18 protein-coding genes are annotated in these 15,683 nt (G+C 66.4%); 4 read left to right on the top strand and 14 right to left on the bottom strand.

Going from position 1 to position 15,683, the window contains the following annotated elements; all coding sequences use genetic code 11:
• Positions 1–2 precede the first annotated feature (2 nt).
• Genes ispF through AAEX57_RS10845 form a run of 3 tightly spaced genes read right to left on the bottom strand, consistent with a single transcriptional unit; the run spans position 3 to position 1,693 of the window.
• Complete coding sequence (ispF, locus tag AAEX57_RS10835; protein WP_342092169.1) at positions 3–482, bottom strand: 2-C-methyl-D-erythritol 2,4-cyclodiphosphate synthase; 480 nt, start codon at positions 480–482, stop codon at positions 3–5.
• On the bottom strand, positions 479–1,171 hold the full coding sequence (gene ispD / locus AAEX57_RS10840) for a 2-C-methyl-D-erythritol 4-phosphate cytidylyltransferase (RefSeq protein ID WP_342092168.1): 693 nt from the start codon (positions 1,169–1,171) through the stop codon (positions 479–481). Before ispD ends, ispF begins: the two co-directional genes overlap by 4 nt.
• Positions 1,172–1,207: 36 nt before the next feature.
• The gene (locus AAEX57_RS10845) at positions 1,208–1,693 is read right to left on the bottom strand and encodes a CarD family transcriptional regulator (protein ID WP_342092167.1); all 486 of its coding nucleotides are present in this window, start codon (positions 1,691–1,693) and stop codon (positions 1,208–1,210) included.
• Between the two features lie 244 nt (positions 1,694–1,937).
• Here AAEX57_RS10845 and AAEX57_RS10850 point away from each other — a divergent pair, with 244 nt between their 5' ends.
• Entirely contained in the window at positions 1,938–2,423 is a 486-nt protein-coding gene (locus AAEX57_RS10850) for a hypothetical protein (RefSeq protein WP_342092166.1), read from the top strand.
• A gap of 64 nt (positions 2,424–2,487) precedes the next feature.
• Here the strand turns inward: AAEX57_RS10850 and AAEX57_RS10855 are convergent, their stop codons facing one another.
• Both AAEX57_RS10855 and AAEX57_RS10860 read right to left on the bottom strand, forming a co-directional pair.
• Positions 2,488–3,165, bottom strand: a complete 678-nt coding sequence (locus AAEX57_RS10855) for a response regulator transcription factor (RefSeq protein WP_342092165.1) — start codon at positions 3,163–3,165, stop codon at positions 2,488–2,490.
• The gene (locus AAEX57_RS10860) at positions 3,162–4,358 is read right to left on the bottom strand and encodes a sensor histidine kinase (protein WP_342092218.1); all 1,197 of its coding nucleotides are present in this window, start codon (positions 4,356–4,358) and stop codon (positions 3,162–3,164) included. Before AAEX57_RS10860 ends, AAEX57_RS10855 begins: the two co-directional genes overlap by 4 nt.
• A 210-nt stretch (positions 4,359–4,568) precedes the next feature.
• On the opposite strand from AAEX57_RS10860, the gene phoU reads away from it, so the two are divergent.
• Entirely contained in the window at positions 4,569–5,234 is a 666-nt protein-coding gene (gene phoU / locus AAEX57_RS10865) for a phosphate signaling complex protein PhoU (RefSeq protein ID WP_342092164.1), read from the top strand.
• Positions 5,235–5,434: 200 nt separating this feature from the next.
• Here the strand turns inward: phoU and AAEX57_RS10870 are convergent, their stop codons facing one another.
• A complete protein-coding gene (locus AAEX57_RS10870) occupies positions 5,435–6,184 on the bottom strand; it encodes a phosphoglyceromutase (RefSeq protein ID WP_342092163.1) in 750 nt (249 codons plus the stop codon).
• A gap of 76 nt (positions 6,185–6,260) precedes the next feature.
• On the opposite strand from AAEX57_RS10870, the gene AAEX57_RS10875 reads away from it, so the two are divergent.
• A complete protein-coding gene (locus tag AAEX57_RS10875; protein WP_342092162.1) occupies positions 6,261–7,001 on the top strand; it encodes an SDR family oxidoreductase in 741 nt (246 codons plus the stop codon).
• Between the two features lie 13 nt (positions 7,002–7,014).
• Here AAEX57_RS10875 and AAEX57_RS10880 read toward each other — a convergent pair whose 3' ends face one another.
• From AAEX57_RS10880 to AAEX57_RS10915, 8 genes are all read right to left on the bottom strand, one after another.
• The gene (locus AAEX57_RS10880; protein ID WP_342092161.1) at positions 7,015–8,082 is read right to left on the bottom strand and encodes an ABC transporter ATP-binding protein; all 1,068 of its coding nucleotides are present in this window, start codon (positions 8,080–8,082) and stop codon (positions 7,015–7,017) included.
• Entirely contained in the window at positions 8,079–8,921 is an 843-nt protein-coding gene (locus AAEX57_RS10885) for an ABC transporter permease (protein WP_342092160.1), read from the bottom strand. The genes AAEX57_RS10880 and AAEX57_RS10885 overlap by 4 nt, the downstream gene beginning before the upstream one ends.
• A complete protein-coding gene (locus AAEX57_RS10890; protein WP_342092159.1) occupies positions 8,921–9,799 on the bottom strand; it encodes an ABC transporter permease in 879 nt (292 codons plus the stop codon). Before AAEX57_RS10890 ends, AAEX57_RS10885 begins: the two co-directional genes overlap by 1 nt.
• Positions 9,789–10,949, bottom strand: coding sequence for an ABC transporter substrate-binding protein (locus tag AAEX57_RS10895; protein ID WP_342092158.1), 1,161 nt, complete (start codon positions 10,947–10,949; stop codon positions 9,789–9,791). Before AAEX57_RS10895 ends, AAEX57_RS10890 begins: the two co-directional genes overlap by 11 nt.
• A 466-nt stretch (positions 10,950–11,415) precedes the next feature.
• Positions 11,416–11,778 carry a biotin/lipoyl-containing protein gene (locus tag AAEX57_RS10900; protein ID WP_342092157.1) on the bottom strand — a complete coding sequence of 121 codons (363 nt, stop codon included), beginning with the start codon at positions 11,776–11,778 and terminating at the stop codon, positions 11,416–11,418.
• Between the two features lie 28 nt (positions 11,779–11,806).
• Positions 11,807–12,055 (bottom strand): hypothetical protein, encoded by a 249-nt coding sequence (locus tag AAEX57_RS10905; RefSeq protein WP_342092156.1) that lies wholly within the window; start codon positions 12,053–12,055, stop codon positions 11,807–11,809.
• Between the two features lie 11 nt (positions 12,056–12,066).
• A complete protein-coding gene (locus AAEX57_RS10910) occupies positions 12,067–13,617 on the bottom strand; it encodes an acyl-CoA carboxylase subunit beta (protein ID WP_342092155.1) in 1,551 nt (516 codons plus the stop codon).
• Between the two features lie 40 nt (positions 13,618–13,657).
• A complete protein-coding gene (locus tag AAEX57_RS10915) occupies positions 13,658–15,154 on the bottom strand; it encodes a methylmalonyl-CoA carboxytransferase subunit 5S (protein WP_342092154.1) in 1,497 nt (498 codons plus the stop codon).
• Positions 15,155–15,324: 170 nt separating this feature from the next.
• Between AAEX57_RS10915 and AAEX57_RS10920 the strand changes: the two genes are divergently transcribed.
• Complete coding sequence (locus AAEX57_RS10920) at positions 15,325–15,594, top strand: hypothetical protein (RefSeq protein WP_342092153.1); 270 nt, start codon at positions 15,325–15,327, stop codon at positions 15,592–15,594.
• Positions 15,595–15,683: the final 89 nt, after the last annotated feature.

The following is a 15,683-nucleotide window of genomic DNA, read 5'->3' on the forward strand; positions in this document are numbered from 1 at the left end:
CCTCAGACGACGACGATCAGGGCGGTGGCCATCGCGGCCACGCCCTCCCCACGGCCGGTCAGGCCGAGCTTGTCGGTGGTGGTGCCGGCCAGGCTGACCGGCGCGCCCAGCGCCTCGCTCATCACCCGCTGCGCCTCCTCCCGACGCGCGGCCAGCCGGGGACGGTTGCCGATCACCTGCACGCTGACATTGCCGATCTGGTAGCCCGCGGCGCGCACCCGTCGGGCGGTCTCGGCCAGGAAGGCGACGCCACTGGCCCCGGCCCATTCGGGCTCGCTGGTGCCGTAGTTGGAGCCCAGATCGCCCAACCCGGCGGCGCCCAGCAGGGCGTCGCAGATGGCGTGGCAGGCCACGTCACCGTCGGAATGGCCGGAGAGCCCCCTGGGCTCGTCGGGGAAGTGCAGTCCGGCGCAGTGCATCTGCTCACCCTCGACGAGTTGGTGGACGTCGACGCCGATCCCGGTGCGGAAGGGGACGCTCATGGCTGCTCCTGGGCTCTGCTGGTGGCGATGGCGCTGGCCACCAGGATGTCGAAGGGTTCGGTGACCTTGGTGGCGTCGCGGGAGCCGGGGACCAGACAGACTGGGTGGCCGAGCGCCTCACAGATCGCGGCGTCGTCGGTCACCTCCAGCCCGCGACGAGCGGCCTCGGCGTGGGCCTCGCGCAGCGTGGCCAGGTCGAAGCCCTGGGGCGTCTGCACGGCCACCAGCTGGGAGCGGTCCACCACCTCGGACGATTCGGGGCCGGTACGTCGCCGAATGGTGTCCACCACCGGGACGACGGGGATCACGCAGACCTGCCCGCCGGAGACCGCGTCGCGCACGCCGCGGACCACGTCGACGGGGACGAAGGGCCGGGCGGCGTCGTGCACCAGGACAATGCCGCGGTCCCCGGCGGCTGCCAAGCCGTTGGCCACCGAGTCCTGCCGTCGCGCTCCCCCGACGACGATCTCCACCGGCACTGGCACGCCGGCCAGCACCGCGGCGAAGTCGTCCACCAGAGCGGCGGCGGCCACGACGACGGCACGTTCGCAGCCGCCCGCGGCCAGTGCCTCGACCGACCACCGGACCAGCGGCTTGCCGCCGATCTCCACCAGGGCCTTGGGCACCTCGCCACCCAGCCGGGAACCAGAACCGGCCGCCACCACGAGGGCAACGACCGGTTCATTCATGATGTTGATTCTAGAGCACTGTGGTCACGCACAGGCTCAGGAAGCGAGCACCTCGTCGAGCATGACCTCGGCGCGATCCTCCTCGACCTTCTCGGCCAGGGCAAGCTCGGAGACCAAGATCTGACGGGCCTTGGCCAACATTCGCTTCTCGCCGGCGGACAGGCCGCGCTCCTTCTCCCGGCGCCACAGGTCACGCACGACCTCGGCCACCTTGAGCACATTGCCGCTGTGCAGCTTCTCCAGGTTGGCCTTGTAGCGACGAGACCAGTTGGTGGGCTCCTCGGTGTGCGGCGCGCGCAGCACGGAGAAGACCTTCTCCAGACCGTCCTGGTCGACGACGTCGCGCACACCCACCAGGTCGAGGTTGCACGCCGGCACCCTCACCACCAGGTCGGTCTGCCCGATGATCCTCAGCACCAGGTACAGGCGGTCCTCGCCCTTGATCTTGCGGGTTTCAATGTCTTCAATGACAGCAGCCCCATGATTGGGGTACACCACCGTCTCACCGACCGTAAAAGTCATATTATTTGCAACCCCTTTCCCGCGGACCATTCTAGCACGACCCCAGCCCCCACCGACTTGCATCTTTCCTTGTCAAGCGGTAATGAGACATCTCGCGAGGTCTTGACAAATCTGCTGTGATATGCGCCGGAGAAGACCGCATCGGCATGAGGATTGGCACAGGTTGCCCCCGGGGCAGGCGCCCGGGAAGGAAAATGGCTAGTCTGATCGCATCCGTCCGGACACCGAAAAGGACCAACTGACGATGAGCATGTCTGCTTCTGCCGCCCGCCTTCGCCCCGTCGCCGTCGCCGCCGCCCTGGCGCTGGGCCTTGGGATGAGCGGCTGCGCCAATTACGAGACGCTGGAGCCCTACCAGCCCGCCGCTGGTGTCCAGACCGACGCTGCCGGCGTCAAGGTCCGCAACCTGATGGTGGTCAGCGACGGTGGCTCGATGCACCTCGCCGGCACCCTGATCGCGAACGCCGAGGACAGCCTGACCAAGGTTTCCGGCACCGCCCTGAAGGCCAATGGCGACCAGGCCGGCCCGCTGACCATCGCGGCACCCGCCGTGAAACTGCCCGCCGCCCAGAATGTGAACCTGGCCGATTCCAAGATGGTGGTCAAGGGCGATGTGAAGGCCGGTGGCATGACCCAGATCTCGCTGACCTTCGGCAAGGCCGCGCCGCTCACGCTGACCGTGCCGGTGCTGGACGCCAAGTCCGCTGGCCTGACCACCCCGAAGGCCTGACGACCATCCAGACAAGCAAGAACCCCGACGCCGATGCGTCGGGGTTCTTGCTCGTCTGGGGCGCTCAGCCCTCGAACTTGTAGCCCAGGCCCCGGACCGTCACCAACAGCGTCGGGTTGGACGGGTCGCGCTCGATCTTGGCCCGCAGCCGCTTGACGTGCACGTCCAGGGTCTTGGTGTCACCCACATAGTCGGCGCCCCAGATCCGGTCGATCAACTGGCCGCGGGTCATCACCCGGCCAGAATTGCGCAGCAGCAGTTCCAGCAGCTCGAATTCCTTCAACGCCAGCCGGATCGGTTCGCCGTCGACGGTCACCTCGTGCCTCTCGACGTCCATCCGGACCCCGCCGGCCTCGACCAGCTCGGGCACCAGCTCGGATTCCTGGCCGCGGCGCAGCACGGCGCGGATGCGTGCCACCAGTTCGCGGTGGCTGAAGGGCTTGGTGACATAGTCGTCGGCTCCCAACTCCAGCCCGACCACCTTGTCGATCTCGGCGTCGCGGGCGGTGACCATGATGATCGGCACATTGCTGCGGGAACGCAGCTGGCGGCAGACCTCGGTGCCGGGCATGCCGGGCATCATCAGGTCCAGCAACACGATGTCGGCACCGACCCGCTCGAACTCGGCCAGGCCCTTGGCGCCGTCGGCGGCGTCACTGACCTCAAAGCCCTCCTTGCGGAGCATGTAGCCCGTCGCCTCGCGGTAGGACTCCTCGTCCTCGATGATCAATACGCGCGTCATGACACCCTTTCGGAATCTTCCTCGTGGTCCTGCGCCCTGGGGGGCTGGCTTGTGGCAACGGGTTCCAGCGGCAGCCGGACGGTGAAGGTGGAGCCCTGTCCCAGCTTGCTCCAGACATTCACCGATCCGCCGTGTACGGCGAGAATGTGCTTCACGATGGACAGGCCCAGGCCGGTGCCACCATTCTCCCGGCTGCGGCCGTAGTCAACCCGGTAGAAGCGCTCGAAGATCCGCTGCTGGTTCTCCGGGCTGATCCCGATGCCGTTGTCGGCAACGCTGATCTCGACGAAGTCGTCGCCGTCCTCGTCGATCGTGTTGGTGGTGATCACCACCCGGGCCCCATGATCGGAGTAGACCATGGCGTTCTGCACCAGGTTGGCCACGGCATCCACCAGCTGCTGTTCATCGCCCAACACGATGAGCTGCTCATTGCCGGCCCGCACCAGATTGATCGCCTGCTTGGTGGCCAGCTCCCGGCTGCGCTGCAGCGCCTGGTTGATCACCTCACGGATCAGCACGGGCTCGGCACGCAGCATCGGGTCGTCCGCCTGCAGCCGCGACAGGTCGATGATCTGGGTGACCAGCTCGCCCAGTCGGGCGGCTTCCCCCTGCATCCGGGTGCTGAACCGACGAACGGCGTCGGCGTCGTCCGCGGCGGATTCCACGGCCTCGGCCAGCAGGGAGACGGCGCCGATCGGCGTCTTCAGCTCGTGACCGACATTGGCGACGAAGTCTCGCCTGGTCTCATCCACGCGCAACAGTGCGGTGCGGTCATCGGCCAGCACCAGCAGGGTGGTGTCCCCCAGCGGCGCGATCCGGACATTGAGGTGCAGGGAGGGGGCGCCGATGCCACGGGAGACCTCGGTGTCGAAGACCACGGGATCCTCGCTGAAGCGCACGCTGCGGACCTCGTCGAGGACCTTGTTGATCAGGATCCGGTCACCTCGGCACATTCCCAGGGAACGGGCCTGCGGATTGCTGTGCAGCACCTCGTCGTGCGGGCCGATCACCATGGCGGCCGAGCGCAACAGGTTAACCACCTCCACCACCTGCGGCTCGACGACGGTGGGTCTGGTTCGCACCGGCTGTTCGATCTCCGCGAAGCGCTCCTCCGAGCGATGCCACAACCACATGGCCGCTGCTCCCAGGACAAGTCCGAGCAGCAGCCCCACCCCGGCCCAGACCACTGTCATCACCACCCCAGCATATGACGCTTGACCACGGGAGACAGTCGCGGTGAGGCAGTGGAGGGAGCAACCATTTCCCGACTGTTCACCTTCTGGAAACTCCCCGTCCGCGTCCTGTCAGCAGCACATGCCTAACCTCGTCCCCGATGCCTGCTCCAAAGGTGGCAGGATGTCATGGCGCGAGCAATCGCAATCCACCGAGGAAGGCACTCTCCAATGCGCGAGACCTATCACGAAGAACTCAACGACGTCGTCAACCAGCTGGTGAGCATGAGCAGCAATGTGCGCACCGCCGTGCACGACGCCACCAAGGCTCTGCTGCAGGCCGACCTGCGGACCGCGGAACGCGTCATCGCGGACGACTCGCGGCTCGACGCCATGCACGAGCAGATCGAGCGCCAGTGCTTCCAGCTGCTGGCTCGCCAGGCTCCGGTTGCCGGTGAGCTGCGTACCATCGTCGCGGCCCTGCGGATGGTCTTCGAGCTGGCCCGAATGGGTGACTTGGCGGCCCACGTCGCCAAGATCGCCCGGCTGCGCTACCCCGAGCACGCCGTCCCCGAGGATCTGGTGGCCAACTTCACCCGCATGTCCGAGTTGGCCGATGCGATGATCGCCGCCGCCGGCCGCACCCTGGACGACCGCGACGTCGAGGAGGCCGCCAAACTGGCCGAGCACGACGAGGAGATGGATGCCCTGCGCGCCGAGCAGTTCAAGGTGCTGCTGGCCGACGACTGGGGCCACGGCGTGGAGAAGGCCGTCGACGCTGCTCTCCTGGGCCGCTACTACGAGCGGATCGCCGACCACGCCGTCGCCATGGGCCGCCGGATCATCTACGTGATCACCGGCGAGGCCCCCGAGGGTGAGAACTGGCCCAACGCCTGACATTGGGGGCGCGCCGCCCCCAAACCCTGACGGAGTTGAGATCGTGCCCGGCCACCAGCTTCCTGGTGGCCGGGTTTCTCATTCTCTTCTGCGAGCGCAGCGAGGTCACGAAAAGGAGAACCCGACCACCCACCGAAGTGGATGGCCGGGCACAATCCCAATCCCGCCAGGGGGTTTGGGGGCGGGACGCCCCCGAATGACTACTTCTTGCCCTGGTTCTTCACGGCCTCGATGGACGCCTTGGCGGCCTCCGGGTCCAGGTACTTGCCGCCCTTGATGACGGGCTTGAAGTCCTCGTCCAGCTCGTAGTACAGCGGGATGCCGGTGGGGATGTTCAGGCCGGCGATGTCCTCGTCGCTGATGGCGTCCAGGTGCTTGACCAGGGCGCGCAGCGAGTTGCCATGGGCGGTGACCAGCACGGTCTTGCCCTCGGCCAGGTCCGGCTTGATGTTGCTCTCCCAGTACGGGAGCATGCGGGCCACGACGTCCTTCAGGCACTCGGTCTGGGGACGCTCGGCCTCGGGGATGTCCGCGTAACGGGCGTCGTTGAACTGCGAGTACTCGGCGTCCTTGTCCAGCACGGGCGGCGGGGTGTCATAGCTGCGGCGCCACGCCATGAACTGCTCCTCGCCGTACTTGGAGAGGGTCTCGGCCTTGTCCAGGCCCTGCAGACCGCCGTAGTGGCGCTCGTTGAGGCGCCAGCTGCGCTCCACCGGGATCCAGTGCCGGTCACAGCCGTCGAGCGCCAGGTAGGCGGTGTGGATGGCGCGACGCAGCAGCGAGGTGTGCAGCTTCTCGGGCAGCAGGTCCTCGGCCATGAGCAGCTCGGCGGCCTTCTTGGCCTCGCCGACGCCCTTCTCGTTGATGTCGACGTCCACCCAGCCGGTGAACAGGTTCTTCTGGTTCCATTCGCTCTCGCCGTGGCGAAGCAGGATCAGCTTGTAGGTCATGGTGCGAGTCTATCGGGGAGCCCCGACCCGCACCGGACGCAAGCCCGGCGAGATTGGGCATGGTTGAATCGGCTTCATGGAGACCAGGACTGCAGTTGTGACAGGGGCTAGCTCGGGGATTGGGGCCGCCACGGCCCGCCGGCTCGCCAACGAGGGTTACACCGTCTGGTGCGTCGCCCGGCGCACGGAACGGATCCAGGCGTTGGCCGACGAGATTGGTGGCCGTTGGCTGGAGGTTGATGTCACCAAGGACGACGACGTCGCCACCCTGGCCGAAGAACTGGGCGGCCGGCTTGACCTGCTGGTGAACAATGCCGGCGGCGCGGTGGGTCTGGAGCCGGTCAGCGACGGGGATCTGGAGGCCTGGCGCACCATGTTCGAGGTGAACGTCTTCGGTACCGCGAAGGTGACCAAGGCGCTGCTACCGGCCCTGGAGAAGGCCGCGGGCACCATCGTCTTCGTCACCTCGACGGCGGCCGACGGAGCCTACGAGGGCGCGGCGGGCTACTGCGGCGCCAAGTCCGCCGAGCGCGCCATCGTCGAGGCCTGCCGGCTGGAACTGTTCGACAAGCCCATCCGGGTGACCGAGATCGCCCCCGGCATGGTGCACACCGACGAGTTCAGCCTGACCCGCTTCCACGGCGACCAGGCCAAGGCCGACAAGGTCTATGCCGGGGTGGCACAGCCGCTGGTGGCCGACGACATCGCCGACGCGATCACCTGGATGGCCACCCGCCCCGAGCACGTGAACATTGACCGCATGACCATCCGCCCGCGGGCCCAGGCCTCCCAGTTCAAGGTCTTCCGGGAGAACTGACCCCACCGCCCCGTCAGGCCGCCACGGCCAGTGCAGGTGTGTTGTGCAGGGTGATGTGCACGCGGCCCCCAACATCCAGCTGGAGCGCGGCGGAGGGGCCCAGCTGGGCCACAATCCTGGTGTCGCCCAGCATCGCGGTGACCCGGGTGTGCGCCCCCAGGAAACTCATCTGCTCCACCACTGCGTTCTCGTCGCCGGTGGCCGGTGACAGATCGATGGCCTCGGGCCGCACCAACACCGAGACCTCACCGGTGGCGGAGCCGGGCAACAGGGGGACCTTCTGCCCCAGCAGGTAGGCGGTGTTGCCGTCGGAACGGGCGTCGAGTCGATTGGTGGTGCCGATGAAAGCCGCCACGAACTCCGTAACCGGCGAACCGTAGATCTCGGTGGGGCTGGCGATCTGTTCCAGCACGCCGCCGCGCATCACGCCCACCCGATCGGCGACGGCCAGCGCCTCCTCCTGGTCATGGGTGACGAACAGGGCGGTGGTGCCGGCCTCCTGCTGCAGACGCCGGATCTCTTCACGCAGGTTGACCCGCACCTTGGCGTCCAGCGCGGAGAGCGGCTCGTCCAGCAACAGCACGGTGGGGTCGACGGCCAGTGCCCGGGCCAGGGCGACGCGCTGCTGCTGACCGCCGGACATCTGGTGGGTGTACTTGTCGGCCTGGTCGGCCAGACCCACCAGGTCCAGCTGGCGCAGGGCCGCCTCACGGCGCTTGCCGGCGCCCATCTTGCGCACCCGCAGCCCGAACTCGACATTCTCCCGGGCCGTCAGGTGCGGGAAGAGCGAGTAGGCCTGGAAGACCATCGCCATGTCCCGCCCGGCCGGCCCGACGCCGGTCAGATCCCGCCCGTCGGTGAGGATCCGGCCGCTGTCGATGTCCTCCAGCCCGGCCAAGGCCCGCAGTGCGGTGGTCTTGCCGCAGCCCGATGGACCCAGAAGCACCACCATCTCACCCGGATTGAGGGTGCAGTTGAAGCCGTTGAGGGCCTTGGTGGGGCCGTACTGCTTGTACAGGTCAACCATTTCGACGGTGACCGGCTGGCGGCCACTGGCCGCGGTTGCGTGTGCGATCGTCATGACCGCCGTCCTTTCCGTGCGGAGCCCACGAGGCCGAGCGTCAACAGCAGCACGATGCCGAGGGTGAGGGTGAGCAGACTCATGGCGGTGGCGACCATCGGGTCGCTCTGGCCCACGAGGAAGAGCCCGACCTGCAGGTTGGTGCGGTTCAGCAGCGACGCGATGGTGTATTCCCCCATCACCACCGCGATCGAGATGAAGCAGGCTGACAGGATCGCCTGGCGCAGCGTCGGGATCACGATTCGGAACATCACACCGAACCAGGAGCAGCCCAGCGAACGGCCTGCCTCCACCAGGGTCTTGATGTTGACCGCCCCGAATCCGGCGTCCAATGCCCGATAGGAGTAGGGCAGGACCAGGATGGCGTAGGCCAACGCCAGCCAGATGGAGTTGGTGCTGAGCACGTTCACCGCCAACCAGCGGTAGATCGGCGCCAGACCGACGACCAGGACGATGGCGGGGATCGCCAGCGGCAGCAGACAGGTGAACTCCACGATCCGGCTGAGCGGCGAGGGCCGCAGCCGCAGCGAGAGCATCACGGGCAGCAGCAGGGCGAGCATCAGCACGATGGTGAACAGCCCGAGCCCCAGCGAGACCACCAGGCCCTCCCACAGCGGCTCCAGGACCTCGGCGCCATCCTCACCACCGCCAAAGATGAGTTGCCAGGCCCGGTTGGTCCACTTGCCGGTCAGGGGATATCGCAGGCTGAACAGCACCATGGACAGCAGTGGGATGGCCAGAAAGAGCAACACGGGAGTGAGCACGAGCCAACGAAACAGCGCTTCCTTGCGGGCCCGCTGGGTGCGCAACTGGGGCACCTTGGCGACCGTGCCACTCATCACAACCACCTCGAGGTACGCCGCTGCAGCATGGCGTAGCCGGTCATCACGATCGCGACCACCAGCACCATCAGGAAGGCCAGCACCTGCGCGAAGCCATTCTGCGAGGTGTCCTGCTCATTGCGCAGGGCCCCCTGGATCATCAGCGGCAGCAGGAAGGAGCGCTGGGCAAAGAGAGCGGCGGCGGTGGCATAGGCGCTGAAGGCATTGGCAAAGAGCAGCAGGAAGGAGCCGGCGAAGCTCGGCCACAGCAGCGGCCCCGCCACCCGGTGCCAGTAGGTCCAGGTGGAACCGCCCAGATTCTCCGTCACCTCGCGCCACTGGGGTCGCAGGCCGGCGACGGCGGGCACGAAGACGATGATCATCAGCGGGATCTGGAAGTAGGCATAGATGGTCACCAATCCCGGTAGGGAGCTGATCCAGGTGGGATCGACGGTGTAGCCGATGCTCTTGGCCAGAAGCTGGGTGGCGATGCCATTGGTTCCCACCGTGGCGATGAAGGCGAAGGCCAGCATCACACCGCCGAACTGGGCCAACACCGAGCTGACCGCGGTGACGATCCGATACATGACTCGAGAACGCTCGCCACCGATCACCAGCACATAGGCCACCAAGGCCCCGGCGATCGAGCCGACCAGGGCTGACAGGAAGGAGACCCACAGGGAGGTGAGCAGCGAGTCGATCGTGTTGGGCTCAGCCAGCCGCTTGAAGTTCTGCAGGGTGAACCCGCCATCGACACCCTGAAAGGCGCCGATCACCACGATCAGCGTCGGCAGCAAGAGGAAGATGGCCACATAGGCGAAGAAGGGGATGCTCGCCGCGTGGCGCAGCAGGCCTGCCAGCCCGCCGCGCCGCGCGGGAGACGGCTCAGTTGCCAATCGTCTTGTCCCAGTTGGCGGCCAGCCAGGCGGTGATCCGCTTGGAGTCGGCCGAGGTGTAGGTGGCAGGCGTCTTGGTGGTCTTCACCTGGGTGGCCAGGGCGGCCTCGTCGACGGTCTTGTCCGCCTTCATCTTCTCCAGCAGCACCGGCGTGGCGCCGCCCTTCATCCACAGATTCTGGGCCTCGGGCGAGTACAGGTATTCCTGCCACAGCCGGGCCGCGGCCGGGTGCGGGGCGTCGGCATTGATGGCCTGGTTGTAGTAGCTGGCCACCTCGGCGCCGGGCAGCACCTTGTACTCCCATTCGACGCCCTGTTTGGCCAGCCGGTCCTTGGTCGACTGCTGGTTGTACGACCAGTCGAAGACCACTCCGGTCTGACCCGAGTCAACGGTGGCATTGCTGATGTCGACGGTGGTGAGAGTGCCGGCGTCCTTCAGCTTCTTGAAGTAGTCCAGCCCGGGCTGCAGGTTCTCCAGGGTGCCGCCATTGCCCAGGTTTGCGCTGAGGAAACCGTTGAAGGCCGCCCCCGCCTCCGCGGGCTTGCCATTGAGCGCCACGGTGGACTTGAACTTCGGGTCGGTCAACTGGTCGAAGCTGTTGATTTCACCGTACTTGGTCTTGTTGTAGCCCAGCGACATGATGCCGGTGTAGTCGGCAGTGAAGCGCCCCTCGGGGTCCTTCACCTCGGCGGGGATGGCGTCCCAGGCCTCCACCTTGTAGGGGGCGAACTGGTCGGCATACTCGTTCGCGACGCCCGCACCAACGTCGACGGTGTCCGGCGCCTTGTCGGTGCCCTTGTTGGTCTTGATCGCGTCGATCTCCTCCTTGGAGGACGCGTTCGGGTTGGCCTCGTTGACGGTGATCTCCGGGTACTTCTTCTTGAAGGTCTCGATCACCTCGCCGTAGTTGGACCAGTCATGCGGGAGCGCGATCACGTTGAGCTGCCCTTCGGCCTTGGCTGCGGCCTCGAGGTCGGCCATGGTGCCGATGTCCTTGAGGCTGGTGGCCTTGGCGACCTTGGCACTCGCGACGGTGGAACCGCCCGACGCCTTGCTGGCATCGGTGCTCTCACCCGTGGAACCACAGGCGCCCAGCGCCAGCACACCGATGGTGGCAAATGCGGCGATCCGCACGGAGGTGGACTTCATGTCGTGACCTTTCAACTCTCCGGGGCGGAACGGACGCTCACCCCTCAGGGGGAGGATAGAAAGCCAAGACATGTGCTGATCGGACGCGGGGTAAACGGCTGGCGGCCATCTGACCAACTTTGCTGGATCGATCAAACATGACACGCGGAATCGGTGCGCCGCGTCCTTCGACCAGCGTCTTAAGAGTTTCCTTAAGTGCTGCTGAGTTGAGCCAATCGCACTTCGCAACGAGACTTCTATGACGTACGGTCTACTTAACCAACACCGGTTGCGGAGGTTGGGGTTCTACATCCAAGTGGGGGATGTGCGAATGGCCGCGAGGCCAATCGCGAGAACGCAAACGCAATGGCGAGGTCTTCGGACCTCGCCATTGTGCATTTCCCGGACGGCGCGAGCCCAGCTCCCCGCCAACGCACACGGCGGGTGCCCCCATCAGGGGACACCCGCCGCGCGGAATGCGTTGCTGTCAGGCAAGCTCGATCAGCGGCTGGCCACCCTGGACGGGCGTGCCGGCCTCGACCAGAATGGAGCCGACCTTGCCAGCCGCCGGAGCGGTGATCTCGGTCTCCATCTTCATGGCCTCGAGCACCACCAGCACCTGGCCGGCGGTCACCTCGTCGCCCTCCTTCACCAGGATACGAGCCACCGAGCCGGCCAGCGGCGCGACGACGGCATTCGAGGATCCGGCGGGCATGGAGGCGGTGCCGGGGGCGGGAGCGGCCATGGGGCCGCCACCACCGATCACGATGGGGGCCAGCGTCTGCTGCTCCTCCTCCACCTCGACGTCGATCACATATTCCTGACCGTTGACGGTCACCTTCAGTTTCATGTCACTTCTCTCGTCTCAGGTTCACTGGTCAGACGGCCCGGTAGTGGGCTCGCCCGCGGGTCTCCGTCGCCCAATTGCGATGGTTGCGCAGGTGCACGGCGCGCACCTTGGCGTTGTGACCCAGGTAGGCGGACACGGCGGCCGAGATGGCCACCATGACGTCCTCGGGGATCTGCTGGTTGGCCTTCAGGCTGGCAACCTCGCCCTCCAGCGCGGTGAGGCGCTTGGAGAGGTCGGCCACCAGCTCCTGCAGCTGAGCGGTACTTGCGTCAGACATTGTTGCTCCGATCAGGCCGGCTCGAGGCCGTGCTTCTTGGCGGGACGCAGCTGGCGCTTGCTCTGCAGGATCTCCAGCGTCAAGGCGATCTGACGACGAGTGTCGGCAGGATCGATGATGTCGTCGACCTGGCCACGAGCGGCAGCCATGTAGGGCGTGGAGAAGGTCTCGCGGTATTCCTCCACCAGTTCCTTCTTGCGGGCCTCGGGATCCTCGGCCGCGGCGATCTCCCGACGGAAGACCACGGCCGCGGCACCCTCGGCACCCATCACGGCGATCTCGGCGGACGGCCAGGCGAAGACCTTGTCGGCGCCCAGGTCCTTCGAGCACATCGCCAGGTAGGAGCCGCCGTAGGCCTTGCGCATCACGATGGTGATCTTCGGGACGGTGGCCGCCGAGTAGGCGAACAGCATCTTCGCGCCGTGGCGGATGATGCCGCCGCGCTCCTGGGCGACGCCCGGCAGGAAGCCGGGCACGTCGACGAGGTTCACGATCGGGATGTTGAAGGCATTGCAGAAGCGGATGAAGGTCGAACCCTTGTCAGAGGAGTCGATGTCCAGCACGCCCGACATCACCGACGGGTTGTTGGCGATGAAGCCGACGGTGCGTCCCACGACGCGACCGAAGCCGACCACGAGGTTCTTCGCCCAGCCCGCCCGGACCTCGAGGAAGTCGCCCCGGTCCACGATCTCGCGAATGACCTCGCGCACGTCGTAGCCCTTGTTGCTCTCCTCGGGGATGATCTCGCGCAGCCTCTGGCGCGGGGACACATTGTCGTCGGGATCGACGATCGGGGCGTCCTCGGCATTGTTCTGCGGCAGGAAGCTGAGCAGCTTCTTGGCGATCAACAGGGCCTGCTCGTCGTCATCCGCGACGAAGCTGACCACGCCCGACGCCATCTGCGCGTCGGCGCCGCCGAGCTCGTCCTGGGTGACGTCCTCGCCGGTGACCTGCTTGATCACGCCGGGGCCCGTGATGAACATGTGGGCCTTGCGGGTCTGGATGATGAAGTCGGTCAGAGCCGGGCTGTAGACCGCGCCACCGGCGCAGGGGCCGGCGATGATCGAGATCTGCGGCACGACGCCGGACAGCAGGACATTCTCGTAGAAGACCTTGCCGTAGCCGGACAGCGAGTCGATGCCCTCCTGGACTCGGGCGCCGCCCGAGTCGTTGATGAAGACGAAGGGCGTGCCTGTCTCGAGCGAGGCGTGCAGCGCTTCGGCCACCTTGATGTTGTGCGTCTCGCCCGCGGAGCCACCGGAAACGGTGAAGTCCTGACTGGCGAAGTGGATCGGGCGTCCGAGGACGGCTCCCGCACCGGTCACGACGCCGTCGGCGGGCATGTCTGCCTTGTCCATGCCGAAGAAGGTCGTGCGGTTCTTGCGGAAGGCACCATCCTCCAGCATGGTGCCGGGGTCGATCAGGGCATCGATGCGCTCGCGCGCGGTCATCGCGCCCTTCGCATGCTGCTTCTCGATGCGCTTCTCGCCGCCACCTGCATGGACCCGGGCCCGCTCACTGGCCAGGTGCTCGAGGCGCTCTGCCATGGTGTGCTTTGCCATTATGTTCCTTAGTCTTTTCGACTCGTGGGTTTGTCGTCGATCAGGCCGGCTCGACCTTGACGCTGTGCTGGCGCCCGTCGAAGCTGACGTTGTAGGTGATCGGCGAGCTGAGCGCCTGTGCCTTGCCCGCGGCGACGTCCGCCTCGCGCTTGAGCTGATCGGGGGTCTTGCCGACATTCTTCGGGCCATCCTGACGGGAGGCGAAGAACTTCGGGGCGACGCCCGGGAACATGGCGTTGGTCAGCACGTCCTCCTCGGAGCCGTTGAAGCCGGGCAGCGCCTGGGCGTCGGTCTCCAGCTTCTCCCACTCGGGCTCCAGCAGATCGGCCGGACGACCGGTGATGACGTCCTTCTTCTGCTGAGCCTTGGCGGCCTCGACGACCTCGGGATTGCGCTCGCCGATGCACTCGCCGTAGTAGCCGAGCATCAGGTCGGCGAACTCGCCAGTCATCACCTTGTAGCGGCCCATCAGGACGTTGAACACGGCCTGGGTGCCGACGATCTGGCTGGACGGGGTCACCAGCGGCGGGTAGCCGGCGTCCTTCTTGACGACGGGCACCTCCTCCATGACCTCCTTGATGCGGTCACCCGCACCCTGGGCCTTGAGCTGGCTCTCCATGTTGGACAGCATGCCGCCGGGGATCTGGCTACGGAAGATGTCGGTGTCCACCAGGGTGGCCGATTCGAATTCCTTGTACTTCGGGCGGATCGTGGAGAAGTGGTCGCGGATGGAGATCAGGCGATCCATGTCCAGCCCGGTGGTGTACTCGGTGCCCTCGAGCATCTCGACGAGGCTCTCGGTCGGGTTGTGGCCCGGGCCGAGCGACATCGAGCTGATCGCGGTGTCGACGACGTCGGCGCCGGCCTCGATGGCCTTCATCAGGGTGACCAGGGTCACGCCGGTGGTGGAGTGGCAGTGGACGTTGATCTGGGTGTCCTCGCCGTAGGTCTCCTTGATGCCACGGATGATGTCGTAGGCGGGCTGCGGCTTGAGCAGGGCGGCCATGTCCTTGAAGGCGATGGAATCGGCACCCATGTCCAGCAGCTGGCCGGCGAGCTTCACGTAGCCCTCGGTCGTGTGCAGCGGGGAGATGGTGTAGCAGATGGTGCCCTGGGCATGCTTGCCCGTCTTCTTGACCGCCTGCATGGCCTGGGCCATGTTGCGGGGGTCGTTCAGGGCGTCGAAGACGCGGAAGACGTCCATGCCGTTCTCGGCGGACTTCTCGACGAACTTCTCGACGACCATGTCTTCGTAGTGGCGGTAGCCCAGCAGGTTCTGACCACGCAGCAGCATCTGCAGCTTGCTGTTGGGCAGCAGCTTGCGGAAGGTGCGCAGCCGCTCCCACGGGTCTTCGTTCAGGAATCGGATGCAGGAATCGAAGGTGGCCCCGCCCCAGCACTCAACAGACCAGTAGCCGGCTGCATCAATGTCAGCACAGGCTTCGACCATGTCCTCCATGGCCATACGGGTAGCCATCAGGCTCTGGTGTGCGTCGCGGAGAGCGACCTCGGTAACGCCAATTTGTCGCGGACTCATGTGTCCCATCCTTACATGCTCCGGCTCCAGTGGACAGACCGGGGTGGCATTTGTGCAGGCGCGCACAAAAGGCGGCGGAGACATTTCCAGCCATGGTCAAACCACAAGCGAAAATGCCCCGTGACAAGGGTCACAACCCGTGGCCCCGGCAGCCATGCCAGACTCATGGCATGACCCGTGAACTGAAGTCGAATGACTGCACCGGCAAGTGCGACTGGAAGCCCACCGAGGAAGTGAGCGACGGTCTGCGGATCTTCGCCTGCTCCGGTTGCGGCAGCGAGTGGACCAGCGAGCTCGGCTGGACCCCGCGCAATGCCGACGGTGAGGTCTCCCCCGCCGTCCTGGCCGAGAAGGCCGCGGCCCGGCCGCAGACCGTGATGGAGGCCCCCGTCGAGCGAGCCCTCGAGGGCAACGGCGGCAACGGCGTCGGGGGCTGGTGACCCCACCTTGGGGGCTACGTCCCCCCAAACCCCCTCACGGGGGCTCCGCCCCCGTGAACCCCCGAAGACCTTGAAGTCGCTTCGCTCCA

The sequence above is a fragment of the Luteococcus sp. H91 genome, assembly GCF_038433135.1.
Lineage (GTDB): Bacteria > Actinomycetota > Actinomycetes > Propionibacteriales > Propionibacteriaceae > Luteococcus.